Raw genomic sequence first — 26,645 nt, forward strand, 5'->3', positions numbered from 1 at the left:
CGGCTTCAGTGGCCCCCAACCCCTTGCATTGCCGAATTCTGCCCGGCAGTGGCGAGGGGCCTACCAAACCCGCGCGAAGTAACGGGCACGTAAGCAGACCGGACTTCGGAGCGGGTCAAACGAACCTGTTCACATAGTTTTCCAAAATCTCCTGACGTCCGGATTTCGGTTCGGGGTTGATGTGATCCGCCAAAACTCGGTCGGATATGTCTTGCAGGCTGGATTCCAACATGGATTGCGCCGCAGGAGTGTCCCAACCGGAATACCGTTCTGCCAGGGCCACATCCATACCACCATCCTGGATCATCGCAGCCGCGGCCTTGAACCCTCGGGCGCAGATGTCCATGCCACCGATATGAGCGGCCACGAGGTCCTGCGCATCAATCGATTGGCGGCGGATCTTGGCATCAAAGTTGGTCCCGCCGGTCGAAAACCCGCCATCTTTCAGAATGTGGTAATATGCCAGCGCGACCTCTGGCGTGTTGTTCGGAAACTGGTCTGTATCCCAACCCGATTGGTAATCGTTGCGGTTCATATCGATCGATCCCAACATGCCCTCGGCCGTTGCCACCGCGATCTCATGTTCGAAACTGTGGCCGGCCAGGATTGCATGACCCTGTTCGAGGTTCAGCTTCACCTCATCCTCCAGCCCGTATTTCCTGAGAAATCCGATGCAGGTCGCCGCGTCATAGTCATATTGATGCTTCGAGGGTTCCTGTGGTTTCGGTTCAACCAGAATGGCGCCTTTGAATCCGATCTTATGCTTGTACTCAACCACCATATTGAGGAACCGACCCATGTGATCAAGCTCAGCGCCGATGTCGGTGTTGAGCAATGTCTCATACCCTTCGCGCCCGCCCCACAGCACATAGTTTTCGCCGCCCAACTTATGTGTGGCGTCGATGCACGACTTCACCGTTGCAGCCGCAAAAGCATAGACATCGGGATCAGGGTTCGTGCTGGCACCCGACATCCAGCGGCGATGGCTGAACATATTGGCTGTTCCCCAAAGCAGCTTGGTGCCAGCGCTTTCCATCTTTTGGCCGATATAATCGGTGATCTCTTCCAGCGTGCGCAGGTTATCCGCGAAATTGCCCTGATCCGGACGGATATCGGCATCATGCCAGCAAAAATAGGGCTGTCCCAAAATCTCGAACATCTCAAAAGCGATATCCGCTTTCATCCGGGCGCGGCCCATATCGTCTTGCGGATACCATGGGCGTTCAAAGGTTGGTCCGCCAAACGGATCACCGCCCTCCCACGCGAAAGAGTGCCACCACGCGACGGCAAAACGCAGGTGATCTTCCATACGGTTGCCCATTACGATTTCGTCCGGGTTGTAGTGACGGAAGGCAAGTGGATTGCCGCTGTCTGCCCCCTCGTACGAGATGGTTTCGATGCCTTCGAAAAATCCGCTTTTCATCTCTGCCCCCTTATTCTGCTTTTTGCCCCGGCTGCTTGCCAAGAATAATCATCGACAACAGGTCGTCATCCGTGACGTCCTCAATATCAACCGTTCCGACAAGCTTGCCGTTTTTCATAACCGAGGCCCGATCACACAGGTCCATGACCGCGTGGACATCGTGATCGATCAGAAAGATCCCGATACCTTGCGCCTTGAGCTGATGGATCAGGTCCGCCACCATCTGAGTTTCATGCGGACCAAGGGCCGCCGTCGGTTCATCCATGATCAGGATACGCGCGTTGAAATAGACCGCACGCGCGATGGCCACGGATTGCCGTTGCCCGCCCGACAGTGCCGAGACGGGATCGTTGAACTTTTGAAAATTGGGATTGAGCTGCGCCATGATCTTGCGGCACTCAGCCTCCATCGCAGCGTCATTGACCAGTCCCATAGGGGTGGTCATTTCGCGGCCAAGAAACAGGTTGGACGTGGCATCCAGATTGTCGGCCAGCGCAAGCGTCTGATAAATCGTCTCGATATTGTTCGTCCGCGCATCACGTGGGTTGGTGATCTCAACCGGCTTGCCATCAATCAGGATTTCCCCGTGATCCATCTGATAGGCACCAGACAACACCTTGATCAAAGTCGACTTTCCAGCCCCGTTATGACCCAAAAGGCCCACGACTTCACCAGGATAAAGATCGACCGAGACGTGATCCACGGCTTTGATCCCACCGAAGGAAATCGAAATCTCGCGCATTTCAACTAGTGGCGGCGCGCCTGAACCGCGGCCCGTATTTGAAGGCGTCTTTTGCGTGTCCTGAGCTTGCATCACTTTGCCCCCAATCGCTTGCGGTAGACGATGTCGATATAAACGGCCAGCACAAGAACGCTGCCGACAACGATGTTCTGGAACGGCGCATCGACGCCGACCATTGCCATGCCAGACTGCAGCGCCTGCATGATCAATGCACCAAGGATCGCGCCATAGATGGTCCCGATCCCGCCCGATAATGCGGTGCCGCCGATTACGGCTGCGGCAATAACCCTCAGCTCATCCAGCGTGCCGATATCGTTCGAGTGGTTGGCCAAACGCGCCGAAGCGACCACGGCCGAGACAGCACACAAGAACCCCATCAACGCAAATATCTTTACGGTCAGCAGCCGTGTGTTGATCCCAGAAAGTTCAGCCGCGTCCGGGTTTCCCCCGGTGGCAAAGATATAGCGCCCGAACCGGGTTTTCCGCGCCACAACAGTCAGGCTGACCGCAACGATGATGAGGATAAGCACTGAGATCGGTATGCCATACCCAACAACCAGCCCTTCCGGCATTACCTCTCCGCGCGCTTCAAACATGCGCTGCAGCCTGCGGGTCGGAATGGCGTAGCTGTTGACGATATACACATAGCCCAGGATTGCGACTGCGATGATTGTTGCCATTGTCGCCTCGGCCCAGACCGGTTTGACCGGAAAGCCATGCGCGGCCTTGGCGCGTCGGCCGCTCCACAACGCCCAGATCGCAATCGCGGTGGCGAACAACCCAAGCAGCCAGCTTGCCGATGTGCCGAGGGTGCCGTTGGTTCCCCCGAACATTAGAAACGTGCTGTCCAGCGGGCCGATCGTTTGCCCGCTGGTCATGTACCACGCGACGTTGCGCCAGACCAGGAAGCCACCGAGCGTAACGATAAAGGCGGGAATGGTCAGATAGCCCACCATCCAGCCGTGAAAGGCACCGATCAGCGCGCCAATCAGCAGCCCCACAACAATGGTAATTGCCCATGTCACCGGGTTGCCCAGTCCCAGCCCCAGGATATGCGGCAGCAACTCGGTTTGCGTTACAGCCATCACTGCGGACGTGGTCGCCAACAACGCACCAACGGACAGATCAATGTGGCGGGTGACGATGATAAAGACCATTCCGCAGGCCATGATCGCCACTGACACAGTCTGAATGGACAGGTTGAACAGGTTTCGCGGTGTTAGAAACCGCCCATCCGTAAAGATGTTGAAACCAATGCATAAGATGACAAACGCGCCGATCATTCCCAATAGCCGCATATCCAGTTCCAATTGCTGGAACAGGCCTGGCTTTGCTTTTTCAGGAACCGGCTGAGACGAAGTTTCGGTCATATCCGATCTTTCATATTCAGCGAAGATCCCCGGCCTTAGCGTGAAGGCCGGGGATTTTAGGGTTTAGTTACAGGGGGCTGGGCCGTTTTCGACACCCTGACAAAGGTCTGCCAGCGGGATCCATCCGGCGTCCACGACAACCGTCAAATTGTCCTTGGTGATCGGCACCGGTGCCAGAAAGACCGAGTTCATCTCGGTCCCGCCGGGCGATGTCCAACTGACCGCTCCATCGACGTCAGACGGGCTGGTGCCGCTGCTCAGCGCGACTGCGATCTCGCCTGCCGCCTTGCCAAGTTCACGGGCGTCTTTCCAGACCGAAACCGTCTGCGTGCCCAGCGCAACCCTATTCAGCGCTGCATGGTCCCCGTCCTGTCCGGACACAGGAATACCTTCCATACCTTGCGCTGTCAGGGCCGCAACCACACCGCCAGCTGTTCCATCGTTTGAGGCAACAACTGCGTCGACGTTGTTTTCATTCGCAGTCAGGATCTGTTCCATGTTCCGCTGGGCGTTGGCCGGAAGCCAGCCATCTGTGTAGGCCTCACCCACGATTACGATGTCACCGCCATCAACCGCGGCGCCAATAATCTCTTGCTGGCCACCCCGCAGAAAATCAGCGTTCGGATCGGTGGGAGAACCCTTGATCATTACGTAATTGCCCTTGGGCATCGCCTCAAAAACAGCGCGCGCCTGCATCCGTCCGACTTCGACATTGTCAAAAGTCAGGTAAAAAGCGCGACCATCTTCGATCAATCGGTCGTATGCAACAACTGGGATACCTTCGTCAGCGGCAGCTTGAACAGCCGGTCCAATGGCCTGCGCGTCTTGGGCAAGAATGATCAGGGCATCCACACCCTGAGCGATCAGACTTTCAATATCTGCCAGCTGCTTGGCAGACGACGATTGCGCGTCTGCCGAAATATACTCGGCACCGCCTGCTTCAAGGGCTGCCTTGATCGCCGCTTCGTCGGTTTTCCAGCGCTCTTCCTGAAAGTTGGACCAGCTTACGCCGACAACCGGCTCGGCAAACGCGGCCGAGCCCAACAATGCAACCGCAGCTGAAAAGCTGAGAATTCGTTTCATGATTTCCTCCCATTTGCTGAGCCATCGCCTCTTGATTCGTGGCCCTCACCTTTACTGAGTAGCATATTTATTTCAGTCAGTAAAATATTTACTCTATTCGAAATGCGGAAATCCAAATAGATTGGGGTCATGACAAGATTCGTGAGGACAAGATGCTGAAAAGCAAAGATTCTCCAAATTCTCTGGACCAAAGAAACGCGACCCGCCTCCGCGTTCTGGAACATATCAGAACGCGCGGCTCGATCTCACGAACCGATATCGCGTCGGCTCTGCAGACCAGCCCGGCGACGGTTACGGCCGCAACAGCCGACCTGATTGCAGCCGGTCTGGTAAAAGAGATTGAAGGCGAAACCTCGGCCAAATCCGCGAAACGCGGCAGGCCGCGGGTCTTGCTGCAGCTGGATGGTCGATCCCACCTGGTGGCGGGCCTGAAAGTGGCGCGCCATGTCATCTCGGTCCTGCTGGTCGATTTTGAAGGCAATGAAGTCACGTCACATATGCACCAGCTGCGAGACGTCCAGATGACGCCGGTTGCATTCGTGGCCACCGTTCGACTGGCCCTGGAAGAGGCCTGCGACAGGATCAACGGATCGATCCAACAGTTGGCAGGCGTCTCAATCGGAATTGCAGGGTTAGTCGATGCCAAGCGGAACTTCGTTCATTGGTCATCCTCGATTACTGATCGAAACGTCGATTTCAGCCATTTGTTTTCAGAAGGCCTGCCCTGCCCCACTTTTGTCGAGAACGATGCCAATCTGGTCGCAAAAGCCGAGCAGCTTTTTGGACAAGGCAAAGGCCTGAAGAACTTTTTGGTGGTGACGATAGAACACGGTGTTGGGCTTGGGATCGTACTGGACGGCAAGCTTTACCGCGGAGAGCGCGGCTGTGGTGCTGAATTTGGCCATGCCAAGGTTCAGCTCGATGGTGCATTGTGCCAGTGTGGCCAGCGTGGCTGCCTTGAAGCCTATGTCGGGGACTATGCATTGCTGCGCGAAATGACGGTCACCGGCCACAGTTCAGAGATGGCCAACGTGTCGGACATCCATGTTCAGGCCAATTCCGGCGATCAGCGCGCCGCATCGGTTCTGGCACGCGCAGGTCAGATGTTTGGTCTGGGTGTGTCCAACCTGATCAACCTGTTTGACCCCGAGTGCATTATCCTGTCGGGCGCTCAGATGAGCATGGAACACCTCTGTTCCGAGGATGTCATGAACCGCATCAAAAACGGTGTTGTTAATGTTGATGCCCCCTTGCCTGAGATCAAGATTTATAAATGGGGCGACCTGATGTGGTCCAAGGGGGCCGCAGCCTATGGGATCGAACAGGTCTCGATCCTCAAGGTTCAGGAGCTTGCAGTACAACATGCGCCCTGAGCTTGCTGTCCTTGTCACCCTAGCCTCGACCGCCAGCGCCGAGGTTCCCCGGTTCAACCCTGTCGATGTCCCCGCGCATATCTATGATGGCGGGTGGGAGCATTTCGTAGGCGGTGGTGTGGCCGTTTTTGACTGTGATCTAGATGCTCTGCCCGAGCTGTTTGTGGCAGGTGGGGCAAATCCCTCACAGCTGTTTCGAAACACCTCAGGCAGCGACGTCTCGTTCCGGGTTGAAACACCGGAACAGCTGTCGCTGACCGGGGTCACCGGCGCTTATCCTCTGGACATCGACAGCGACGGCATCATGGATTTGGTTGTATTGCGTGTCGGTGAAGACGTGTTGTTGAAGGGTGAACCGGACTGCGCGTTTTCCCCCTTCGAAACAATAGGTTTCCAATCAGACGACCACTGGACCACAGGGTTTTCTGCAACCTGGGAGATGGGCCAAACGCTGCCGACGCTGGCGTTTGGCACCTATGTCGATCGGTTTGATCCCGAAGGTCCTTTTGAAACTTGTGGTCCCACGCTTCTTTACCGACCTGACGGGGACAGTTACCAAGAGCCCCAACAGCTTGAACCGGGCTATTGCGCCTTGTCGCTGTTGTTTTCAGACTGGGCCCGCAAGGGGCGCGCGGATCTGCGGGTCAGCAATGATCGGCACTATTATGTGCGCGGCGGGCAAGAGCAACTTTGGGCTATGGAGCCTGAACCGCGGCTGTACTCCAGCGATGACGGATGGTTGCCTTATTCGATCTGGGGCATGGGCATCGCGTCCAGAGACCTGACAGGTGACGGGTTCCCCGAGGTCTACCTGACCTCAATGGGCGATCAGAAATTTCAGGTGTTTGATCCGCGTGCTGACGGCCCAACCTGGCGCGATGCCACCTATGAGAAAGGGACGACCGCGCACCGACCGCATGTGGGTGGTGATGGCCGACCGTCGACCGGTTGGCACGCACAGTTCGGGGATGCAAATAACGATGGCCTGGACGACATTTTCGTCGCCAAAGGCAATGTTGAACAAATGCCGGATGCGGCACTGAACGATCCCAATAATCTGCTTTTACAACAGGCAGATGGACAATTCACTGAATCCTCGGACCAGGCCGGCATTGCGTCAACGGCCAAGTCCCGCGGCGCGGCTTTGGCGGATTTGAACAACGACGGCTTGCTGGATCTGGTAGTCGTGAACCGCGGTGCCAACTTGGAAGTGTATCAAAACCAATCTGATCCGCGAAACTGGCTGTTGGTGGATGTCAGCCAGAACCGCCCAAATCGGTCCGCCATAGGCGGGTTTATCGAAGTCAGAACCGATCTTGGGTTGCAGACGCGCGAAATCACACTTGGCGGTGGCCATGCGGGCGGCAGTTCTGTGCTGCATCACTTTGGCCTTGGCGATGCGGACCGGATCGACATCCGGATGATCTGGCCCGATGGAGAAACAGGGGATTGGCATCGGGTCCGCCCCAACCAGAAAACCCGACTGAAACGCTGATCAATTCTCGACTGGCAACCCACTTGGGACGCGGTCGGGAACACCCAAACGCCGCGCCGGATCTTCGAGGCTGGTGAGAAAGCTAAGTAACGCATTGATTTCAGCGTTCGTCAGGTTTGATGAGGCTAGGCTGTTGGCATCACCAATTGCCTCAACACTACTCGGATCAAGCATTGGCCTTTGGTCTTCGGCCCCAGGGAATTCGGGTAGCACAGCCTTGTCCACCAGGTAGGCCTGCAGAGAAGCCACCGGATTCAGGTGATGCCGCACCACGTCCTCAAGCGTGGCATATGCCCCGGCGTGGCCATAAGGCGCGGTCAGCGTCACGTTGCGCAATGACGGTGTCCGGAAGGCATAGGCATCCCCTTGGTGTCCCGTTACCCTCAGGCGACCGTCATCGCGCGTGTGGTTCTCGAACCTTGCCGCTTTGCCGGGGCCAATCTGGGGCATCGCAATGGCGTGGAACGCATGATCGGTTTGAAACCAGCCAGAATGACAGGTGCCGCACCCTGCCTTTCCATAGAAAAGCTGCATCCCTGTCTGCACCTGTTCTGACATCGCCTCTTCCCCACGCATTGCGCGGTCGAACGGGCTGTTATCCGCGCGCCATTCAAAGGCGATGAAGTCGGCAATGACATTTGCGATGGCTGTAAATGTGATGTCTTCCCCCGGCATGAGTTCGTCAAAACGCCGCTTGTATTCAGGAATCTCCGCCACACGTGCGGCAATCAAATCCCACGCGCCGCCTTCCTGGGTCAAAAGCCCAAGACGCACAGCCTTGCTGACCTCATTTTCCGAGTAGTGCCCGGCCATCTCATCCGGCGACAAAACCGGGAACATCGCCTGAGCGGCCAATGCAGATTGGAAACCGGGCCTCATATGCGTGCCCAAAGGTGTCCGGATGCCGTTTGGCAGATTGGGGTCGGTTTCCAGGCGTCCATCATGAAAAAACGTCGTGAACTCAACGGCCCCAAGGTTCCAAAGACCGGGCGAGTTGCGGGGGATGCGCTGTTCGGGCGGGTTGTTCGGGTCGATCTTGCGATCAGGTCCCAGCCCAACGCCTCCTTCGCCGATCCCAAGCGAAAGACCATCCGAGGTGCCAAGATCAGGATGGTGACAGGTCGCGCAGCTGATATTCCTGTTCCCCGACAAAATCGGGTCATAAAACAGAAACTGACCCAGTTGGGCATTGGCAAATTCTGGTTCAATGAATTCCGGTCTGGGCCCAAGATCCTGCGCGCTCACAACCGACGCAACCACCCAAGCGCCCAGCGTTGTTGAAATGCCATAATGCCTCATACCCGTCCCTCGGAAATTTCCAATACCAACTTTTGGCGATAAGGTCTGTCCGGTGTGCAGATCACTGTTGGGAACGATGGAATGTTGACCGCATTTGGATAGCCTGAGGGTTCGATACAAACCCCTCCGCCCTTGCAGAAAGGGTCGGACAGATGTGCTGCAGAATAAATCTGCGCACCGGGCTGATCAGAACAGACGCTGAGTTTCAAACCATTGTCCACTGCAACCTCAACCACAGGGGTCTGCGGGTTTCTCTGGGGGTTAAAAACAAAGAAATGATCTATGTCCTGAGCAGCGTTGCCAATCGATTTCGGCACGGTGAAATCCAACCTGGTTTTGCCCACCTGCCGCAACTGTCCCGTAGGTATCCCTTGGTCATCGATATCGAGAATCCGATTTGAAGCCAGTTTCAGTCGAGTATCTGCGATACCATCGGTGCTGCCCAGCGTGTAATAATTATGCTGTGCAACACTGATGGGCGTCGGTCGGTCCGGCACTGCGGAAATCCTATAGGTAAGGCGAGGGTAATTCAGTGTCACCCGAACTTGGAATTGCACTTCACCCGGAAATCCATTGTCGCCATCTGGCGATACAAGGTTCAAGACAGCCTCGTTTTCTGCGGTCTGACTGAGTGACCAGTTTTGCCGGGACAAGCCCTTAACCCCACCATGCAGCGTGTTCGCCCCCTCATTCGCGCTGAGCGGATACGGCGCACCGTCAAGCCAGAATTCAGCACCGCCTATCCGATTGGCAACCCGCCCGACGATCGCGCCCAGATAATAGGGATCGGTCAGATAATCCTGCGGGTTTTCATAGCCCAAAATCAAGGGCGTTTCGTTGATCCACCACCCCTGGGTAATCGCCCCACAGCTCAGCAGGGCCACGGACATCGTGTGGTCATTCAGCAAAACGCGGTCAATCTGCACTGGTGTTCTCTGATCTGTTTTATCGAGCTGCGAGCGGCGCGAGGGCTTTGTAGGACTTCCCATAGCGTTGATACGCGACTTCATACACGTCGAACAAATCCGCGCGCGGGTCAATAACGTCCGAGATTTGAGGGGGCACCATAACTTCGCCGGGGTTAACACCGCTGACCGCACAGGCGGCCAATCGAGCTGCTCCAATTGCGGCCCCGAACTCACTGCCCTCGGGCAGCGCAAGCGGCACTTTTAACACGGTCGCAAGCGTTTCCAGCCAAAACCGAGAGCGCGCGCCCCCCCCCACGGCAAGCAAGCGTTCAGGTTCAGTGCCAGTGCTTTTCAACGCCTCCAGACAATCCCGCATGGCAAAGGCAACGCCGTCCATGACAGATTGCGTCAGATCGACGGGTCCGGCAGACACATCGATACCAAGAAATGCCCCCCGGATATCGCTGTTGTTATGCGGCGTCCTCTCACCGGACAGGTAAGGCAGAAAGGTAATGGATGAGGGACCGGCCAGTGTTTCGGGTAATGCAGCCGCCAGTGATCCGACAGATTGACCGAGATTGCGGGACAGCCAGTTCATGCTGTTTGTGGCCGACAGAATGACACCCATCTGAATCCACCGCTCGGGTACCGCGTGGCAAAAGCAATGAACTGCGGTTTCAGGGTCTGGCGCGTACGTGCTTTTTGCAACAAGCAAAACCCCGGATGTGCCCAGCGAGACAAACCCTGACCCCTCATCAATACTGCCAATTCCACAGGCCGCAGCGGCATTGTCACCGGCACCTCCTGCGACCAAAACGGGTCCGGACAGGCCCCATTCCTGCAGCAAACCCGCCCTAAGCTCTCCTCCGGGCGCGCTGCCTTCTACCAGACGGGGCATCTGATCGGCGGTCATGTGGCTTAGATCAAGGGCGGATTCCGACCACGCCCGTTGTCCCACATCCAGCCAAGAGGTCCCGGCACTGTCGGACATCTCACTAATGTAATCTCCGGTCAGCCAGAACCGCAGATAGTCCTTGGGCAGCAGAACTTTTTCGGTCTTGGCAAACACGTCGGGTTCGTGATTTCGCACCCAGTCCAGTTTGGGGGCTGTGAACCCGGGGAAAACGATATTGCCGGTAATAGCGCGCATCTCGGGTTTCTGGTCCAAGGCCGCCGCTTCTTGCGCGGATCTGGTGTCGTTCCAAAGGATACACGGCCGCAGTACTTTGCCGTCTGCGTCCAGCAGGGTCGCGCCGTGCATGTGTCCGCTTAGCCCAATGCCACGAACTGCAGACAAGGCACTGGCATCTGCCGCGCGCAACGCGGCAATCACCTGCTTACAGGCCTCAATCCAATCCTCCGGTGCCTGTTCGGACCAGCCGGGTTTGGGCGTTGAGGTCTCGATACCTGTCTCAGCCTCAGCGACAACTTTCCAGTCGTCGTTCACCAGAATCCCGCGAAGACCAGATGTCCCCAAATCCAAACCTAAATACACTCGAAACTCCTTCTTTAAACACGCAATCTCTGCCACGCGCCCCTGTTGTTTTTGATCACTGCCCCCCGCGCAAACCCACCAGCTGAGAATACTAGTCGAGCGTGACCCAAGCTGCGTTACGCGCCGAGCTTTGTACACACGCCGCGACGAATTTCACACCGTTGAGGCCATCCTGAATGGTCGGATACATCACTGCCGTCTCGGGCGACGCACTGGTTCTGAAGGCACGGATCGCTTCTGCGGCCTCGCTGTAGATATTTGCAAACCCTTCCAGGTACCCCTCTGGATGACCAGGTGGTACGCGGCTTAGCCGGTTGGCCGCCTCTCCGGCACCGGACCCATTGCGAGTGATCAACCGCTTGGGTTCACCGTAAGGCGTAAACCACAGATAGTTCGGATCTTCCTGCGCCCATTCCAATCCGCCCTTTTCCCCATACACACGCAGTCGGAGGGCGTTTTCATTGCCCGGTGCAACCTGCGAGGACCAAAGCATCCCACGCGCCCCACCATCGAACCGCAGCAGGACATGGGCATTGTCGTCAACCTGACGACCGGGAACAAAGGCCTGTAGATCGGCAGCGAGGCTTTCGGCCTGCAGTCCCGTGACGAAACAGGCAAGGTTGTAGGCATGGGTCCCGATATCTCCGGTCGAGCCCCCCGCGCCTGACCGTTCGGGATCGGTTCGCCACTCTGCCTGCTTGAAATCCTGCTGTTCGGTCAGCCAGTCTTGTGGATACTCAACCTGAACCACACGGATTTTCCCGATCTTACCATTGGCAATCATCTCGCGCGCTTGCCGAACCATCGGATAACCCGTGTAATTGTGGGTCAGGATGAACAAGGCGTCCGCGCTTTCGGCTGCCTTGACCAGTTTCTTTGCATCCCTCAGCGTCGAAGTCAGCGGTTTGTCGCAAATGACGTGAATGCCGCGTTTCAGAAACTCACGTGCCGCCGCATAATGCATGTGATTGGGGGTGACGATCGACACCGCCTCGATCCCGGAATTGAGCCGCGCTTCGCGTATCGCCATCTGCTTGAAGTCGTCATAGACCCGCGCAAGCGCCAGCGCCTCACCGCTTTCGCGGGACTTTTCAGGCGTTGAGGACAAGGCCCCGGCGACCAGTTCGAACTTGTCGTCCAGCCGCGCCGCGATGCGATGCACCCCTCCGATAAAGGCGTCATTTCCACCGCCAACCATACCCAGGCGAATACGCCCCGAATTGTCTTCGCTGCGCCCTGTAACCATCAGTCAATCCCCAGCATTTTTCGGTTGGCAGCTTCGTCTGCCCCACCATCCGCAAAGTCATCAAAGGCCCTTTCGGTCACACGAATGATATGGTCCGAAACGAACTGAGCACCCTCGCGCGCGCCATCCTCGGGGTGTTTCAGACAGCACTCCCATTCGACCACAGCCCAGCCGTCAAAATCATTGGCCGCCATTTTCGAAAAGACCGCCCCGAAATCCACCTGACCATCGCCCAGAGACCGAAACCGCCCGGCCCGATCAACCCAACTTTGATACCCGGAATACACGCCCTGCCGACCAGTTGGATTGAACTCGGCGTCTTTGACGTGGAACATCCGGATCCGATCTTTGTAGATGTCGATATTGTCTAGGTAATCAAGGCATTGCAGCACGTAGTGTGATGGATCGTACAGCATACAGGCACGCGCATGGTTGCCCGTCCTCTCAAGAAACATCTCGTAGGTCACACCATCATGCAGATCCTCGCCCGGATGGATCTCGTAACAGACATCCACACCGCAGTCTTCCGCGTGATCCAGAATAGGCTTCCAACGCCGCGCCAGCTCATCAAATGCCGTTTCGATCAGACCAGCGGGGCGTTGCGGCCATGGGTAGATATACGGCCACGCCAAAGCACCGGAAAACGTCGCATGCGCTGAAATACCCATGTTCCGGGATGCTGACAGAGCCTTTTTGACCTGATCCACCGCCCATTCCTGCCGGGCCTTGGGGTTTCCCCGAACGCTTTCGGCCGCAAACCCGTCAAAAGCCTTATCATAGGCCGGATGGACGGCAACCAACTGCCCCTGCAGGTGGGTAGACAGCTCAGTCACTTCAACGCCATTTTCCTTAGCTTTGCCTTTTAATTCATCGCAGTAATCGACACTGGAGGCCGCTGCCTCAAGATCGAACAGCCGGCCATCCCAGCTGGGCAACTGAACGCCCCTGTACCCACAATCAGCGGCCCATCGCGTGATCGTATCCCATGAGTTGAACGGAGCATCGTCCCCAGCGAACTGGGCCAAGAACAGAGCCGGGCCTTTAATCGTCTTCATAGTGTTTCCTCCCCAAAACCTATGCCTCTATGGCGGCAAATTTTCCTTAAGGTAGATGTCGATGCGAATGCGTTCCTGCGCCCTGTTGAACGGAACCTTGTCGGATGTCGCGCGCAGAAGACGCACGGCAGACCGAACGATATGTCCCGAATCCTGTGAAATCAGCGCGTCGAACGTGCCACGGCACAGCGCCTCGCGGCTCAGTGGTGTCAGTTCGTGGGCGATAATTGCCAGGCCTTTACTGATCTTGCTTTCAGACAGGAACTGGACAAGCCCGGCATTGCCTGCGGCAGAAGAATATATTCCGACCAGATCAGGATAGGTCTCAAAAATCTCGGGCATCATCTTGTAGATCAGATCCGGATCATCGCGGCCTTCGACGGATGCGACAACTTCGAGATGTGGAAACTCTTCGGCGACGACCAGATCAAAGCCCTGACGCCGCTCAAGATGGTCCCGTGCCAGGCGGGAACCTGTCAGAACCAGAACCTTGCCGGGCCGGTGCACAAACCGCCCCATCAACTGGGCCGCCGTGCGTCCGGCGGATACGTTGTCAATTCCGACGAAATGATCCCGATCCGAGCTGGGAAGGTCAGACACCAACGCAACAACCGGCACGCCCTTGTCCCGAACCCTTTTCACTGCGTCCCGGACAGATGGCGTTTCCGGGCCAAAAACGGCGACACCGTCAACATCACGCCCATCGACACCGTCCAGGATTTCAACAATGTCCTGCGGATCAAACGGAGCGACCTTTTTGATCGTCATTCGCGTCCGTTCAATGAACTGGTCCCACGACTGTTCACCGATCTGAGTGCTGAGCGCCTCGACAAATTCGTTATCCGTGTCTGGCAGAACAAACAGGAAATTGTAGACCCGATTGCGCGCAAGATTTGCGGCGGCGGTGTCGCGGACATAGCCCAGCTCATCAATTGCTTTTTGCACTTTCTGGACGGTCACCGCCCGAACGCCGGGCCGCCTGTTCAACACGCGATCAACCGTTGCCAGGCTGACGCCAGCCACCCGCGCGATGTCGTTCACCGTTGGTTTCTTCACCAATTCCAGTTTTTGCTTTTGGTCTTCCACTGGTCTGCTAGCCCTCAATCTCCTGCGCCAACCCTTCGAACAACAATGCGACCGCTTCAGCGCCGGGGTCGTTGTGTCCAATCAGGTTTTCTTCGGGAACATAGGCTGCTCGGCCCGCCTTGGCACGGTGAATATTTGCCGTATTATCAGCGCCTTCTCGCGCGGCCTTCGCGGCCTGGGGCAATCCATCGGGCAACGCGTCCAACGCGGGTTCAAGCGCGTCAATCATTGTCCGGTCACCCAGTTTGGCGCCGCCCACCTGGCGGACTCTGTTCAACCCTTCAACCAGCGACTTGGGCACTGACGCTCCACTTGCACAAGCGTCCCCTGCCGCGTTGAAGAAGATCGCCAGGATCACGCCGGACGAGCCACCCATGGTCTGGCTCAATTCATTGCCCAGCGCGGGAAACAGCTGTGTCAGATCGGCCAAAGGCATCCGGTCCAGACTGCCTTGCAAAGCCCGGGCCGCGGTAGCCAAAGTGCTGCCTGTGTCACCGTCCCCGGATTTGGCATCCAGCGCATTCAGGTCTTGTTCGGCGCCAATCAACAGAGCAGACAGTCGGGTGATCGTGTCCTTGGTGGCCGAGTTGTTCGAGGGGATCGGATCGATTGGTGTCAACCCATCCGGCAACGGCGCAATCTTTACCGGGGCAATAGAATTGATCCCCGGCCACGCGGCAAGATCGACCGGGCCTTTGAGGGCCACCAACTCATCAGAACCAACCGGCAAGACCGACACGGAAAACCCATGCATATCTAGCGAGGTCATCATCGGCGCAGGCCCGATGATGTGGCGCGCAAAGCCTGTCTCGGACAGCGCGTGGGTCAGAACCGCCATTTCCAGCGGCGTTGTCGAGCCCAGGTTATTCACCAGCGCCACGCATTCGCCCGCATCTACCCGTTGTTTCAGTTTTTCGACAACTGTGGACATCGCCGTAACAGCATCTGCAAAATCCACCTGCTGTACGCCGGGCTCGCCATGGATGCCCAATCCCAATTCCGCTTTTCCCGGTGCAATTCTGTCTTCTTTCGGCGATCCCGGAACGGTGCATGTATCCAGGCTCATGCCGATGCTGACAACTTTTGCAATGACCGCATTGGCCGCATTGGTCACCGCGTTCAGATCCGCGCCGCCTTCGGCTAACGCGCCTGCGATTTTATGAACAAACAACGTACCCGCAACGCCACGGGGTTGCGGAAGGTCTGGCAGGGCAATGTCGTCATCGACCACAACCATTTCCACTTTGCGACCCAAGGCGCGCGCACGCTCGGCGGCCAATCCAAAATTCAGCCGGTCGCCGGTATAGTTCTTGACAATCAGCAAGCATCCCGCCTCACCCGTCACCGCCAGAATTCCCGCCAGTACGGCCTCAACGGACGGCGAGGCAAAGACCTCGCCACAAACCGCTGCGGTCAGCATTCCAGCCCCGACAAACCCTGCATGCGCGGGTTCGTGGCCCGACCCACCGCCAGACACCAGCGCAACCTTGGACTTGTCCCAATCAGAACGGTAGACCACCTTGATGTGGGGGTACCCGTCCAACCGTGTCAGTGTGCCGCCCGACGAGGCCAAAAGGCCGTCTATCGCGTCCGTCACAAGGGTTTCTTTGGTGTTGAGGAACTGGGCCATGCTTTTGCTCCTTAGGTCACGCGCGCGCCGGACGCGTCGAAATACAACGGGTTGTTGGGTCTGATTTTAATAGTCTTTCTGGCAGGGTAGTCCTGATGGACATCAATAAGGGTCACAATCGGGTGCCCGTTCAGATCAAGATGCAACCTTGTCTGGTCACCCAGATGTTCAGCACGGATCACACGGGCCTCAACGCCATCGCCTTCGACGATATTTTCGGGACGCAGACCGATCTGAGGGCCTTTGTGATCGCCACCAAACAGCTCGGACGGCAGGATATTGATCCGCGGCAAACCAAGACGGCTGGCGACATACACGCTGCCCGGGTTTTCATAGATATCCCGAGGGGTGCCATATTGGACAAGCTTGCCATCCTCCAAAACACCGATATGCGTTGCCATGGTCATCGCCTCGACCTGATCATGCGTCACATACAACAGCGTAGAGCCCAAATCGGCCTGAATTCTTTTCAACTCAATCCGCAAATCCGCCCGCAGCTTGGCATCCAACGAGCTGAGCGGTTCGTCCATGAGGAAAATCTGTGGATCCCGGACCAGCGCACGCCCGATTGAAACGCGCTGCATTTCGCCGCCCGACAGTTCGGTTGCCTTGTTGTCCAGCTTGTGCGGAATCTGAAGGATTTCCGCGACTTCGCCCACTTTCCGCGTGATCTCATCTTCAGGCGTCCTGAGGATCGGGGATCGCAGCGGGAAGGACAGGTTTTCGCGCACGGTCATATGCGGGTAAAGCGAGTATTGCTGAAACACCATGGCCACATCGCGTTGGGCTGGCGTTTCAAGCCCGACATCCCGACCATCAATGCGGATCGAACCGGAATCCAGCTTTTCAAGCCCCGAAATCAACCGCAACGTTGTTGTTTTTCCCGCCCCGGTCGGCCCTAGCAGCACAACAAAAGCCCCATCCGGGATGGTCATCGAGATATTATCAACCGCCTTCAGGCTGCCGAAAGATTTTGAGATTTGGTCCAGTACGACTTCAGCCATTGGACAGCACCTCATCGTTCAGGACAGATCGCAATGCCCGGCCTGTGGACTGGTCAAACAGGGTCACCATCGCGGACCGGAACTCCAGCCCGACGGTTTCGCCGGGGCCAACGGTATCGCGCGCATCTATGCGGGCCTTCAACTCTCCGTTTGGGCTTTGCAGCGTCACGATCTGGGTGGTTCCCAGATACTCTGCGGCCAATACCTTGGCGCGATAGCTGCTGTTGTCGGACAAAAACACATGCTCGGGGCGGACACCAAACACCAGCTCGCCCTCGGCGGCTTCCAGCGACTGCGGCACGGTCTCATCATGGCCGTTCAAGCGTACCATGTCCGACCCGGGTTCCACCTTGCCCTGAAATTTCAGAAAGTTCATGGACGGCGACCCGATGAAATCGGCAACAAACATCGTCGCGGGCTTGTCATAGATTTCCTGCGGGGTTCCGAATTGTTCAATCACCGCGTTGTTCATCACAACAATCTTGTCGCCCATTTGCATGGCTTCCAGCTGATCATGGGTGACGTAAACCGTCGTGGCTCCCATGCGATCATGCAGCCCGCGCAGCTCTTCTGCCATGTGTTCGCGAAACTCGGCATCCAGCGCGCCAAGAGGCTCGTCCATCATGAAAGCCTTTGGTTCGCGCACGATGGCGCGCCCAAGTGCGACACGCTGCCGGTCACCACCCGACAAGCCACCCACAGGGTTGTCCAAAATGTCTTGGATACCCAAAATACCCGCAACTTCGGCGACTTTTGCTTTCACTGCCGCCCGCGGCATGCCCTGCGAGATCAGCGGATAGCTGATGTTCTTGCGCACGTTCATATGCGGGTACAGGGCGAACATCTGAAAAACAAAGGCGATATCCCGCTCGGACGGTGGCCGTTGACTGATTTCCTCTCCGTCCAGGAAAATCTCACCAGAGGTCGGAAGTTCAAGTCCCGCGATCATCCGCAATGTTGTGGTCTTTCCACAGCCGGAGGGGCCCAGCAGCATAAAGAACTCGCCATCTTCAATCGTGAACGAGCTTTCGCGGACAGCGGTAAAATCGCCGAACATCTTCTTGACGTTTTTAACTACGATCTGGGCCATTTCTACTCCGGAAAATGGCTGACGACGATGAACATAACCGTTCCGATCAGCGTGACGATGAATGAGTATGTGAACGCCCAAAGGACAAACGGTTGCATCAGCATAAAGACACCAATCGCAATCAGGATCGTTGCAACCATTTCCCATGGGCCACGACGAAATCGCAGCAGACCTGACAGAAAATCACTCATTTGCGTACCGCTCCAAAGGTAATTCCACGCAGCAGGTGTTTGCGCATCAGAATGGTGAAAATCATCACCGGGATCAGGAATATCGTCGCGCCCGCCGCAACAGCAGGCCAATCCAACCCGCCAACACCGATGATGGTCGGGATGAAAGGAGGCGCGGTCTGCGCGGTGGCCGAGGTCAGCAACACGGCGAACGCGTATTCGTTCCACGCAAAGATAAGGCAGAAAATAGCGGTCGACGCGATGCCAGTGGCGGCCTGTGGCAGGACCACTTTGTAGAATGCCTGGAACCGGGTGTAGCCGTCGATCAGCGCCGCCTCTTCATACTCGCGCGGGATTTCGTCGATGAACCCCTTCAGCAGCCAAACCGCGAGTGAGATATTAACGCCCGTGTACAGCAGGATCATCCCCAGATGCGTGTCACTGAGCCCCAGGTTTCTGAACATCAGGAAGATTGGAATGGCCACGGCCACCGGGGGCATCATCCGCGTGCTGAGGATAAAAAACAGCAGATCATCCTTAAGCGGCACTTTGAACCGGCTGAACGCATAAGCCGCCAGCGTGCCCAGGAAGATGCTCAGGAAGGTAGATCCGAACCCGATGATCACCGAATTCATAAAGCGTTCGCCAAACTTGGACGGTCCGACGATCACCATATCATACTGCCTGACAATCTCATCCGCCCAGTTCTGTGGCGGGTTCGCGTTTAGAAACTCCTGCGTTTGCCGAGTGCGGGTGGTGAACAGGTTCACGTATCCCTCAAGTGTCGGGTCGAACACGACCTTAGGGGGATAACTGATGGCATCTGCAGGTGATTTGAAGCCAGTTAACAGAATCCAGACCAGCGGGATCATGGTGATAAGCGCATAGGTGACGACCAAAGTACCTGCGACCCACTTGGACCGTTTTGAGGGTTCGGTGACTGAAAAACTGCTCATCGTTGTTTCACCTTGTTCAAGGCTTTCACGTAAATGGACGCCAACCCAAACACCGTGACAAACAAGATGATTGCGTAGGCCGAGGCATAGCCCGTCCGCCATTTCTCGAACGCTTCGCGTTTCAGATTGATCGACGTCAATTCGGTCGTCGAACCCGGCCCGCCGCCAGTCAGCTGGACCACAAGATCAAACATCTTAAAGTTTTCGATCCCACGGAAAAGAACCGCCAGCATCAGGAATGGCAGCACCATCGGGATAGTAATGGTAAAGAACTGCCGCAGCTTGCTGGCCCGGTCGACTTCTGCGGCCTCATAGATGTAATCGGGGATGCTGCGCAGCCCGGCCAAGCAGATCAGCATCACAAACGGCGTCCACATCCAGGTGTCCACGATCACAATCGCCCAAGGTGCCAACTGGACCGATCCCAACATCTCAAAGCTGGATGGGTCTTTACCGGTGAACCAGGACACGATGTAATTGAACAGACCGATCTGCGGTTGATAGAGGAACTTCCAGAAATTCCCGACCACCGCCGGAGACAGCATCATCGGCAACACGATGATCGTCGTCCAAAGGTCATTGCCCCTGAATTTCTTGTTCAGCAGCCATGCCAGCGTGAACCCGATCAGGACTTGAAAGAAGATCGTCCAGAACAGAAAATGCGCCGTCGCCTGCATGTTCAGCCAGGTATCAGAATCCGTCAGGATGCGTTCATAATTCCTGAACCCGACATCCTTGACCTCACGCCCGATCCGGTTGGCTTTGAAATTGGTAAAGCTCAGCTGGATGGTCCAGATTAGAGGAAAGATATTGATCGCAAGCAGCAAGAAGATCGTGGGAGAGATAAAGATCCAGGCAATCGCCCGATCAGATAGTCCCCGAATTTTTCGCGCAACTCGCACGGGCGTTGCCTGCGCAACGCGATCTACGGTCCTGTCAGACATCTCTTTGCCAGTTCTTGTCGGTTGCAGACTCTGAGGGAAAAGCAGGAGCGGGTCAGAGCCCGCTCCTGTCCTGTTTCCGGATTACAGCTTGCCTTCGTCCTGGAAGGTCTCGGTCCAATCCTCGATCAGCAGATCCAGCGCTTCTTGTGCCGTGCCTTGATCGGCCACGACATAGTCATGAATACGCTTTTGCATCGCCAGCAGCAGTTCTGCGTAGGCCGGCTCTTGCCAGAAATCCTGAACGTCATTCATGGCCAACAGGAAATCACCGGCAAATGGGGCGCTATCAACAAACCCCGGATCCTGCAGCACTGAGTTATGCGCGGAATATCCGCCCAGCTCCCACCACTTGGCCTGTACCGCAGGCTGCGCGAACCATTTGATGTATTCCAGCGCCGCATCCTGTTTTTCGGAGTAGCTGACAACCGAAATACCCTGCCCGCCAAGTGTTGATCCGGCGACATTCTGCGGTGGATTCACAAAGAAGTCGATCTTGTCACCGCCGGTATTGGGGTCGGCGTAAAGACCCGGGAAGAACGCAAACCAGTTCATCGCCATGGCGACCTGACCCGACTTAAAGGCGTCCAGGCTCTCACCCATGTAAGAATTCGTGTATCCCGGAGGTGTCGCTGTCTTGTAGAACTCTTTGTAGAATTCCAATGCTTCAACCGCCTCTGGCGAATTCACCGCGCCTTCCATGTCGTAAGACCCCGGGGTATTTTCATATTTGAATCCCCATGGATACAGCGCGCCGGTCACACCCATTGTGATGCCTTCCGAACCACGCTCGGTAAAGATCGCAGCGCCATAGACTGTCTTGCCGTCAATTTCGCGTCCCTGGAAAAACTGTGCGATCTGCAGCAGTTCTTTCTGGGATTCCGGCTCGCGCAGGTCCTGCCCGGTGGCTTCTTTGTAGGCGGCTTGTATCTCGGGATCGTCGAACCAGTCCTTGCGATAGAACCATCCGTTGGCATCGCCCATTGCAGGCAGCGCGTAGTAATTTGGGGTGCCTTTGGGCCAGGTCGAGTAGGCATAGACCGTGGCTGGCGCAAAATCATCCATACTGATGCTTTCAGCATCAAAGAACTCGTTCAGTTGGACATAATGGCCGTTTTCAGCACCACCGCCAATCCACTGGCTGTCGCCAATCAGCAGATCACACAGCTTACCGCCCGAGTTCAGCTCGTTCAGCATCCGGTCTGCAAAGTTCGGCCACGGCACGAACTCAAAATTCATTGTGTGGCCGGATTCGGCTTCGAATTCCTTGGACAGTTCGACAAGCGCATTGGCCGGGTCCCAGGCCGCCCAACACAACGTCAAATCATCGGCTTTTGCCGTTGTAGAAAGAGTAGTAGCGGCAAGGACTATTGCGCTGGCCGAGGCCAGTTTTGAGTAAGTCATCCATTCCTCCCTTTTTAGCGCCGTCAATCGAGGATGTGCGAATCGCGGCATGGGTCCAAGGCTATTTGAGGTACGCACCTCAAGTCCAGATATTTCTGAGGTTCGTACCTCATAGCGCCATCTAAAACTGCATAAAAATAAGACAACCCATTGTCTTTAATAATTTAATTGGCACTCGACCACTCTTCGCTTTCGAAAGAGTGGTCAGGAACTTGAAACGCCGATGAAAGCCCATCAGTGCGGCACCCGGTTGTCACAACTGTCAAAGACCCCCAAATGAGCACTGGTATTGCTCAGGCGAACGCCGCGCCATTCCCAGCCAATGACGGATGGGCAAGCTCAAACGGTTCCTACCTACCACCGTAACTGACGGCACCTTGGTCCTGTTCAATGATCCCTGCCCTGCGATACCCCCCCCCCAGAAGCGTAGTACATTCGGCATTCGCAAACCGCTTGAGGTTTTCAAACTTGCAGGCTGAATTCGGCAAAACCCGTTGGGTTCGCCTGTCACAAATACGGGCTGCATCGTTGGACAGCTAGGAGTTACCAGGGTGAGAATCCTCAGCCCGAACACATTCCATAATTCATGGCCATCAAGCGCAGTATTCGGCTAGGGTCGGCTGACACCGATATTGTTAGGACCGTTCATCATGCAAACGTCTGTTGTCGAAGCGCGCGCCGATACACCGCCCGGGCCAATCGCCGACCTGATCTGGACCGTCGATATTCCGTTGATGAAGTTCCTATTCGGAACCAAAGGCCGCTGGCACCGGGTCTTTGCCTACGACTGGTCGGAAACCACTGGCATCGTGTGCCACAAACAGACATGCCTTGCGATGCAGGGTCAGAAGGTTGCTGGCGTCCTCGTCTCGCACACGCTCGAAGAGTTCGATGCGCATTTTGTACAAACACGAAAGCGATAAGGTGAAACCGAAGGGCCCGCATTCAGAAAACACCTCGACACCGCCTTCGACCTGATGACGCAGCTTTTCCCGCACGGGTTGGATGGGTCGTATTTTGTGTTCGACCTGGCCGTATCTGCGGACGCTCGTCACCAGGGTATTGGGCGCAACCTAATCGACGCCGCAATCGCAAAAGCAAAGGCTGCTGGTTGTGTCCGCGTTTGTCTGGATGTTGCGGCGGATAATGATGCGGTGCAGTTCTATAAACGGATCGGAATGCAAGTTGCGGTCGAAACGCGAGTTCCTCAACTTGCTGATCAGCATGGCGTAGGAACGCACCTGCACATGGTTCTGCCACTGTGATCAGCGTGGCATGGATCACAACAGCGAGGGCACATTTATCGACACTATAAACACCGCCGCGACCGACAATCCTCTTATCGGCACATGGGAGATGCTGGATTGGTACAATCAGAACGAAACCGGTCAAAAGCACTATCCCCTGGGGCAGAACGCGACCGGATACATAAGCTATTCGAGCGACGGACATGTCTTCGTCCATTTGATGGCCGCAGATCGCCAGCTTTACCACATTAACGACCCGTTTGGTGGATCAGAGGCAGAGGATTCAGCTGCGATGAAATCTCAGATCAGCTATGCCGGGCGATACAGGGTCAGCGGTGATCAGGTCACGCACCACGTCACACATGCGTCGTGCCCAAATTGGGTCGGCACTGACCAAATTCGCGATATCAGATTTGACGGCCCTCAAATGACGCTAAGCGCGGCCGGTGCCGTTTTTCAAGGAGAGCGGGTCACTGCTTATGTGATTTGGAAACGGGCCGAATAGCAGGCATTTACGAAGACGAGTCTCTACCTTCAAAGCGGTACTCAAGGTAGACAAGGTAGGGCTCAAACTCGATTGGGTTTGCGTTTTCCGGGTACCGATCGATGTATTGAAACCCGAATTTTTCGTACATCGACAGCATCGGTCGGTTGCCCTTGACCGTATCTGCATAGACCGCAGTGCAGCCCATCCTTTTTGCCTCTTCCAGGCGCATTTCAAACAGACGCCGCGCCATCCCCATGCGCCGTGCTTCGGGGCGAACGAACATGCGCTTCATCTCGGCCGCGTCAGGTCGTATCCGGCGCAATGTGGCGCAGCCAAGCAGGCGTCCATTTTCAGATTGAGCCAACACTAGCCGCCCGTCCGGTGGCAGCATCTGATCCAGGTTTTCCAGCGAAGACCGCACCATGTCTTCCGGCGCAAGCTTTGGCAATCCGGCCGCAGCAGCCGTTTGCAAAACGTCCGAGTAATACTCGAACAACAACGATTCAAACTCCGGCAGGTTGACCACAGTGGACACAAATGAAATCTCGTATGACATCATGTATTTTCCCTAACTGCGGCGTGCAAACTGACGGCGCAAACCCAAAAGCGTTGTGCGGTTGAGGTACCACAGGAAATACCCGATCGCATTATTGCGCGCTTCGGTTTGGGGCTGTTCGCCGCGCGACATGCGCGTCATCTGCCAGGCATAATATTCAACCCGGGACACAGTGTTAACCAGATTGATCAGCCAGTTCCGGGCGTTCACCCCAAACCGACCTTTGCCGATAACCAGCCCGTCTTCTTCGATACCAATGCGTTCGACCTTGCCATCCAGCATCTCGGCCACGGCGTCCGGCTGAACACATAAGGGGCGCGCAAGACCGATCATGTCGATGCCGTCCTCAGAGATGGCCCGCTCCATTGCCGTAATGCTGCGAAAGCCGCCGGTGACCATAAGCGGGACAGAGACCGCCTTGCGAACCTCGCGGGCATATTCCAGGAAATAGGCCTCGCGCCTGATTGTGCTGTCGCGTTGTTTCTCTTGTGTGCCGTTGACGAAACTCATCTGCTCATACGTACCACCAGACAGCTCGATCAGGTCAATCCCGTCCAGCTCAAGCATTTGCGCAACGCGGCAACTGTCCTCGATCGTAAAGCCACCTTTCTGGAAATCGGCAGAGTTGAGCTTTACTGCAACCGGGAAATCCGGCCCCACTTCGGCCCGGATCGCTACGTACACCCGCCGCAGAAACCGCGCCCGGTTTTCCAGAGAACCGCCCCATTCGTCCGTTCGTTGATTGGTGATCGGAGACAGAAATTGACTGACCAGGTAACCATGTGCCGCATGGATCTGAACACCATCAAATCCGGCCTGACACGCGATCCTTGCGGTGTGTGCGTACCGCCGGATCGCATCCTCGATATCGTCAGGCGTCATCGCTTTTGGTTTGCCGAAAAGACCCAGAATGCGCAGCTTTTCATCGGACGGGGACAGCGGGCGCATATTGACGACGATAGGGCATTGGCGGCCCGGATGGCTGATCTGCATCCAGATTTGGCTACCTCCCGACTTGGCAGCCGAGGCCCAGAGTTGCAGCGCCGCCAATACGGTATCGTCCTCGACAACCACATTTCCAGGTCGTTCAAGATATCGCCGGTCGACCATGACGTTGCCGGTCATCTGAATGGCCATACCGCCGCTGGACCACCGTTTGTATAATGTCTGATGGGCCTCGTTGGGGGCATCATCGGAACCAGCCAGCGCCTCGGTCATCGCGCTTCTGGAAAAGCGGTTCTTCAAGCGGACACCACATGGCAGATCCAGAGGTTTCGATAAATCGAATCTGCGCATTTTCTTTCCCCACAATCGCTTGGAACCAAATCCCGTTTTCGAGCATTGGTATTTCGAGCATTGGTATAAGGTGCCCGAACTGCGGCCGTTCTGGCAAACACTAAAACGACCCAGACTGTCCAATGGCACGCCCGAACTTAGGGCCCAAGTGATCCGCAGCTGCTTGAAACGCAGTAAGGCCATCCCCATCACTGCCAAGGGCCCTGCCCCAGAGATAAAAGGTGCCCCCAGGCTGCGTCTCCCACTGGCCAAAGGCACCTGGTATGATGGTTACGGGATGATGGTCTTGGCCCCAATGCGATTAGCCAAGGCCGATCTGCCCTTTCTCGGCGCGAAGGGGCGCGGATCGTTTGTTGCCATTTCCGGGATTGAAGCCGTTGGGTCTTTGATCGCACGGGGCACGCGCACACAGGGATCGAACAGGACCCCGGCGTCAGGGGGTTGCATGTGCGACCTTACGAAACTCGGTGTGGTAATCGGGATGTTCCGTTCCCATCACGCGGTCCCACCAGGAAAAGTATAGGCCAAGGTTATAACCCGCATGGGCGTGATGCAGGTCATGATGGGTGACTGTCGTCATCCAGCCAAACAACGGCTTGCCGTGCCGGTTTGCCGGAAACAGCTCGTACCCGGAATGACCGATCGCGTTACGCAACATCATATGAGTGACGAAAATCAGGATCGCCACCGGATGCGCTGGCACGACAAGCAGGATCAGTGGCAGGTAAATTGCGTTCGTCACCGCTTCACCCAGATCGAAACTATACGAGGTGAAGGGCGTCGGATTGTGTGATCTGTGATGCAACCGGTGAAAGCGCCGGAATAGCGGTGGGTAGTGCAACATCCGGTGGGACCAGTAAAACCACGCATCATGGGCAACGATCAGAACCACCGTACTGAAGACCAGATACGTCCATCCGTAACTGCCGATTTCAGTATAGATCGGGATGATCCCCGCCTCCGCCCCCAATGCGATCAGAGTTCCGGTCAGGGTAAAGGCCAGAACGGTGCGCAGACTAACAAGAATCTCGCGGCGTATCTGGCTGAGCGGAGGTGTGTCTGGCCGTATCTTGCGTGTGTAAAGTCGCGCAGCCAGCGCCAGGTTCACTATCAGATAGACACCACCCGCCCCAACAAGATAGCGCAGCAGGTCAATTGTCAGAACGCCCGAGAATGTCTCGGCAAGGTGACGAATAATGCAGTGATTTTCCATGGTTGCCTCCGATTGGAATTACAGGACGAGACATTGACGGGGATCCATGTGACCCTCTCGCTGAAGTTGGAAACTG

General features: G+C 56.3%; 26 protein-coding genes. 5 read left to right on the forward strand and 21 right to left on the reverse strand.

Annotated features, from left to right (window positions below; genetic code table 11):
- Nucleotides 1-115: 115 nt before the first annotated feature.
- The 4 genes from xylA to xylF all read right to left on the reverse strand — a co-directional run bounded on the left by xylA (nt 116) and on the right by xylF (nt 4,618).
- Nucleotides 116-1,423 carry a xylose isomerase gene (gene xylA / locus SJY13_RS06465; protein WP_377189125.1) on the reverse strand — a complete coding sequence of 436 codons (1,308 nt, stop codon included), beginning with the start codon at nt 1,421-1,423 and terminating at the stop codon, nt 116-118.
- A 10-nt stretch (nt 1,424-1,433) separates the two neighbouring features.
- Nucleotides 1,434-2,237: an ATP-binding cassette domain-containing protein gene (locus SJY13_RS06470; protein WP_085821914.1), complete on the reverse strand. Its 804-nt coding sequence runs from the start codon at nt 2,235-2,237 to the stop codon at nt 1,434-1,436.
- Nucleotides 2,237-3,535, reverse strand: coding sequence for a sugar ABC transporter permease (locus SJY13_RS06475; protein ID WP_085821915.1), 1,299 nt, complete (start codon nt 3,533-3,535; stop codon nt 2,237-2,239). Before SJY13_RS06475 ends, SJY13_RS06470 begins: the two co-directional genes overlap by 1 nt.
- 63 nt (nt 3,536-3,598) lie before the next feature.
- Nucleotides 3,599-4,618 carry a D-xylose ABC transporter substrate-binding protein gene (xylF, locus tag SJY13_RS06480; RefSeq protein ID WP_085821916.1) on the reverse strand — a complete coding sequence of 340 codons (1,020 nt, stop codon included), beginning with the start codon at nt 4,616-4,618 and terminating at the stop codon, nt 3,599-3,601.
- A 152-nt stretch (nt 4,619-4,770) separates the two neighbouring features.
- Here xylF and SJY13_RS06485 point away from each other — a divergent pair, with 152 nt between their 5' ends.
- Nucleotides 4,771-5,991 carry an ROK family protein gene (locus tag SJY13_RS06485; protein WP_377189130.1) on the forward strand — a complete coding sequence of 407 codons (1,221 nt, stop codon included), beginning with the start codon at nt 4,771-4,773 and terminating at the stop codon, nt 5,989-5,991.
- Nucleotides 5,981-7,486 carry a CRTAC1 family protein gene (locus SJY13_RS06490; protein WP_377189133.1) on the forward strand — a complete coding sequence of 502 codons (1,506 nt, stop codon included), beginning with the start codon at nt 5,981-5,983 and terminating at the stop codon, nt 7,484-7,486. Before SJY13_RS06485 ends, SJY13_RS06490 begins: the two co-directional genes overlap by 11 nt.
- Here SJY13_RS06490 and SJY13_RS06495 read toward each other — a convergent pair whose 3' ends face one another.
- From SJY13_RS06495 to SJY13_RS06555, 13 genes are all read right to left on the reverse strand, one after another.
- Nucleotides 7,487-8,785, reverse strand: coding sequence for a cytochrome-c peroxidase (locus SJY13_RS06495; RefSeq protein ID WP_377189136.1), 1,299 nt, complete (start codon nt 8,783-8,785; stop codon nt 7,487-7,489).
- Nucleotides 8,782-9,711: an aldose epimerase family protein gene (locus SJY13_RS06500; RefSeq protein ID WP_377189139.1), complete on the reverse strand. Its 930-nt coding sequence runs from the start codon at nt 9,709-9,711 to the stop codon at nt 8,782-8,784. Before SJY13_RS06500 ends, SJY13_RS06495 begins: the two co-directional genes overlap by 4 nt.
- A 19-nt stretch (nt 9,712-9,730) precedes the next feature.
- On the reverse strand, nt 9,731-11,188 hold the full coding sequence (gene xylB / locus SJY13_RS06505; RefSeq protein WP_377189142.1) for a xylulokinase: 1,458 nt from the start codon (nt 11,186-11,188) through the stop codon (nt 9,731-9,733).
- Nucleotides 11,189-11,279: 91 nt separating this feature from the next.
- Nucleotides 11,280-12,434 (reverse strand): Gfo/Idh/MocA family protein, encoded by a 1,155-nt coding sequence (locus SJY13_RS06510; protein ID WP_377189145.1) that lies wholly within the window; start codon nt 12,432-12,434, stop codon nt 11,280-11,282.
- Entirely contained in the window at nt 12,434-13,489 is a 1,056-nt protein-coding gene (locus tag SJY13_RS06515; protein ID WP_377189148.1) for a sugar phosphate isomerase/epimerase family protein, read from the reverse strand. The genes SJY13_RS06510 and SJY13_RS06515 overlap by 1 nt, the downstream gene beginning before the upstream one ends.
- A gap of 27 nt (nt 13,490-13,516) precedes the next feature.
- Entirely contained in the window at nt 13,517-14,545 is a 1,029-nt protein-coding gene (locus SJY13_RS06520) for a LacI family DNA-binding transcriptional regulator (protein WP_377189151.1), read from the reverse strand.
- 37 nt (nt 14,546-14,582) lie between these two features.
- Nucleotides 14,583-16,205 (reverse strand): dihydroxyacetone kinase subunit DhaK, encoded by a 1,623-nt coding sequence (locus tag SJY13_RS06525; protein ID WP_377189154.1) that lies wholly within the window; start codon nt 16,203-16,205, stop codon nt 14,583-14,585.
- Between the two features lie 11 nt (nt 16,206-16,216).
- Entirely contained in the window at nt 16,217-17,209 is a 993-nt protein-coding gene (locus SJY13_RS06530; RefSeq protein ID WP_377189157.1) for an ABC transporter ATP-binding protein, read from the reverse strand.
- The gene (locus tag SJY13_RS06535) at nt 17,202-18,299 is read right to left on the reverse strand and encodes an ABC transporter ATP-binding protein (protein WP_377189160.1); all 1,098 of its coding nucleotides are present in this window, start codon (nt 18,297-18,299) and stop codon (nt 17,202-17,204) included. Before SJY13_RS06535 ends, SJY13_RS06530 begins: the two co-directional genes overlap by 8 nt.
- 2 nt (nt 18,300-18,301) lie before the next feature.
- Entirely contained in the window at nt 18,302-18,490 is a 189-nt protein-coding gene (locus SJY13_RS06540; protein WP_377189163.1) for a hypothetical protein, read from the reverse strand.
- Nucleotides 18,487-19,425, reverse strand: a complete 939-nt coding sequence (locus SJY13_RS06545) for a carbohydrate ABC transporter permease (protein ID WP_377189166.1) — start codon at nt 19,423-19,425, stop codon at nt 18,487-18,489. The genes SJY13_RS06540 and SJY13_RS06545 overlap by 4 nt, the downstream gene beginning before the upstream one ends.
- A complete protein-coding gene (locus SJY13_RS06550) occupies nt 19,422-20,369 on the reverse strand; it encodes a carbohydrate ABC transporter permease (protein WP_085821930.1) in 948 nt (315 codons plus the stop codon). The genes SJY13_RS06545 and SJY13_RS06550 overlap by 4 nt, the downstream gene beginning before the upstream one ends.
- A gap of 81 nt (nt 20,370-20,450) precedes the next feature.
- Nucleotides 20,451-21,770, reverse strand: coding sequence for an ABC transporter substrate-binding protein (locus SJY13_RS06555; RefSeq protein WP_377189169.1), 1,320 nt, complete (start codon nt 21,768-21,770; stop codon nt 20,451-20,453).
- Between the two features lie 650 nt (nt 21,771-22,420).
- On the opposite strand from SJY13_RS06555, the gene SJY13_RS06560 reads away from it, so the two are divergent.
- Genes SJY13_RS06560 through SJY13_RS06570 form a run of 3 tightly spaced genes read left to right on the forward strand, consistent with a single transcriptional unit; the run spans nt 22,421 to nt 23,522 of the window.
- On the forward strand, nt 22,421-22,693 hold the full coding sequence (locus SJY13_RS06560) for a hypothetical protein (RefSeq protein WP_377189172.1): 273 nt from the start codon (nt 22,421-22,423) through the stop codon (nt 22,691-22,693).
- Between the two features lie 54 nt (nt 22,694-22,747).
- Nucleotides 22,748-23,035: a GNAT family N-acetyltransferase gene (locus tag SJY13_RS06565; RefSeq protein ID WP_377189175.1), complete on the forward strand. Its 288-nt coding sequence runs from the start codon at nt 22,748-22,750 to the stop codon at nt 23,033-23,035.
- Nucleotides 23,036-23,045: 10 nt separating this feature from the next.
- On the forward strand, nt 23,046-23,522 hold the full coding sequence (locus SJY13_RS06570; protein ID WP_377189178.1) for a lipocalin-like domain-containing protein: 477 nt from the start codon (nt 23,046-23,048) through the stop codon (nt 23,520-23,522).
- A gap of 7 nt (nt 23,523-23,529) precedes the next feature.
- On the opposite strand, the gene SJY13_RS06575 is transcribed toward SJY13_RS06570, so the two are convergent.
- The 4 genes from SJY13_RS06575 to SJY13_RS06590 form a co-directional block, all read right to left on the reverse strand.
- Nucleotides 23,530-24,060, reverse strand: a complete 531-nt coding sequence (locus tag SJY13_RS06575; protein WP_377189181.1) for a GNAT family N-acetyltransferase — start codon at nt 24,058-24,060, stop codon at nt 23,530-23,532.
- Between the two features lie 12 nt (nt 24,061-24,072).
- The gene (locus SJY13_RS06580; protein WP_377189184.1) at nt 24,073-25,356 is read right to left on the reverse strand and encodes an NADH:flavin oxidoreductase/NADH oxidase family protein; all 1,284 of its coding nucleotides are present in this window, start codon (nt 25,354-25,356) and stop codon (nt 24,073-24,075) included.
- 270 nt (nt 25,357-25,626) lie between these two features.
- Nucleotides 25,627-25,803: a hypothetical protein gene (locus tag SJY13_RS06585; protein ID WP_377189187.1), complete on the reverse strand. Its 177-nt coding sequence runs from the start codon at nt 25,801-25,803 to the stop codon at nt 25,627-25,629.
- On the reverse strand, nt 25,790-26,569 hold the full coding sequence (locus SJY13_RS06590) for a sterol desaturase family protein (protein WP_377189190.1): 780 nt from the start codon (nt 26,567-26,569) through the stop codon (nt 25,790-25,792). The genes SJY13_RS06585 and SJY13_RS06590 overlap by 14 nt, the downstream gene beginning before the upstream one ends.
- Nucleotides 26,570-26,645 lie beyond the last annotated feature (76 nt).

Source organism: Ruegeria meonggei (genome assembly GCF_042768335.1).
GTDB lineage: Bacteria > Pseudomonadota > Alphaproteobacteria > Rhodobacterales > Rhodobacteraceae > Ruegeria > Ruegeria meonggei.

What these genes read in the sequence shown, in the direction of transcription:
- SJY13_RS06475 (WP_085821915.1), bottom strand. Translation starts at nt 3,535, where the DNA reads ATGACCGAAACTTCGTCTCAGCCGGTTCCTGAAAAAGCAAAGCCAGGC.
- SJY13_RS06535 (WP_377189160.1), bottom strand. Translation starts at nt 18,299, where the DNA reads ATGGCCCAGATCGTAGTTAAAAACGTCAAGAAGATGTTCGGCGATTTT.
- SJY13_RS06525 (WP_377189154.1), bottom strand. Translation starts at nt 16,205, where the DNA reads ATGGCCCAGTTCCTCAACACCAAAGAAACCCTTGTGACGGACGCGATA.
- SJY13_RS06575 (WP_377189181.1), bottom strand. Translation starts at nt 24,060, where the DNA reads ATGTCATACGAGATTTCATTTGTGTCCACTGTGGTCAACCTGCCGGAG.
- SJY13_RS06540 (WP_377189163.1), bottom strand. Translation starts at nt 18,490, where the DNA reads ATGAGTGATTTTCTGTCAGGTCTGCTGCGATTTCGTCGTGGCCCATGG.
- SJY13_RS06485 (WP_377189130.1), top strand. Translation starts at nt 4,771, where the DNA reads ATGCTGAAAAGCAAAGATTCTCCAAATTCTCTGGACCAAAGAAACGCG.
- SJY13_RS06515 (WP_377189148.1), bottom strand. Translation starts at nt 13,489, where the DNA reads ATGAAGACGATTAAAGGCCCGGCTCTGTTCTTGGCCCAGTTCGCTGGG.
- xylA (WP_377189125.1), bottom strand. Translation starts at nt 1,423, where the DNA reads ATGAAAAGCGGATTTTTCGAAGGCATCGAAACCATCTCGTACGAGGGG.
- SJY13_RS06510 (WP_377189145.1), bottom strand. Translation starts at nt 12,434, where the DNA reads ATGGTTACAGGGCGCAGCGAAGACAATTCGGGGCGTATTCGCCTGGGT.
- SJY13_RS06555 (WP_377189169.1), bottom strand. Translation starts at nt 21,770, where the DNA reads ATGACTTACTCAAAACTGGCCTCGGCCAGCGCAATAGTCCTTGCCGCT.
- xylF (WP_085821916.1), bottom strand. Translation starts at nt 4,618, where the DNA reads ATGAAACGAATTCTCAGCTTTTCAGCTGCGGTTGCATTGTTGGGCTCG.
- SJY13_RS06490 (WP_377189133.1), top strand. Translation starts at nt 5,981, where the DNA reads ATGCGCCCTGAGCTTGCTGTCCTTGTCACCCTAGCCTCGACCGCCAGC.
- SJY13_RS06495 (WP_377189136.1), bottom strand. Translation starts at nt 8,785, where the DNA reads ATGAGGCATTATGGCATTTCAACAACGCTGGGCGCTTGGGTGGTTGCG.
- SJY13_RS06560 (WP_377189172.1), top strand. Translation starts at nt 22,421, where the DNA reads ATGCAAACGTCTGTTGTCGAAGCGCGCGCCGATACACCGCCCGGGCCA.
- SJY13_RS06590 (WP_377189190.1), bottom strand. Translation starts at nt 26,569, where the DNA reads ATGGAAAATCACTGCATTATTCGTCACCTTGCCGAGACATTCTCGGGC.
- SJY13_RS06545 (WP_377189166.1), bottom strand. Translation starts at nt 19,425, where the DNA reads ATGAGCAGTTTTTCAGTCACCGAACCCTCAAAACGGTCCAAGTGGGTC.
- SJY13_RS06550 (WP_085821930.1), bottom strand. Translation starts at nt 20,369, where the DNA reads ATGTCTGACAGGACCGTAGATCGCGTTGCGCAGGCAACGCCCGTGCGA.
- SJY13_RS06565 (WP_377189175.1), top strand. Translation starts at nt 22,748, where the DNA reads ATGACGCAGCTTTTCCCGCACGGGTTGGATGGGTCGTATTTTGTGTTC.
- SJY13_RS06530 (WP_377189157.1), bottom strand. Translation starts at nt 17,209, where the DNA reads ATGGCTGAAGTCGTACTGGACCAAATCTCAAAATCTTTCGGCAGCCTG.
- SJY13_RS06570 (WP_377189178.1), top strand. Translation starts at nt 23,046, where the DNA reads ATGGATCACAACAGCGAGGGCACATTTATCGACACTATAAACACCGCC.
- SJY13_RS06470 (WP_085821914.1), bottom strand. Translation starts at nt 2,237, where the DNA reads ATGCAAGCTCAGGACACGCAAAAGACGCCTTCAAATACGGGCCGCGGT.
- SJY13_RS06585 (WP_377189187.1), bottom strand. Translation starts at nt 25,803, where the DNA reads ATGCAACCCCCTGACGCCGGGGTCCTGTTCGATCCCTGTGTGCGCGTG.
- SJY13_RS06580 (WP_377189184.1), bottom strand. Translation starts at nt 25,356, where the DNA reads ATGCGCAGATTCGATTTATCGAAACCTCTGGATCTGCCATGTGGTGTC.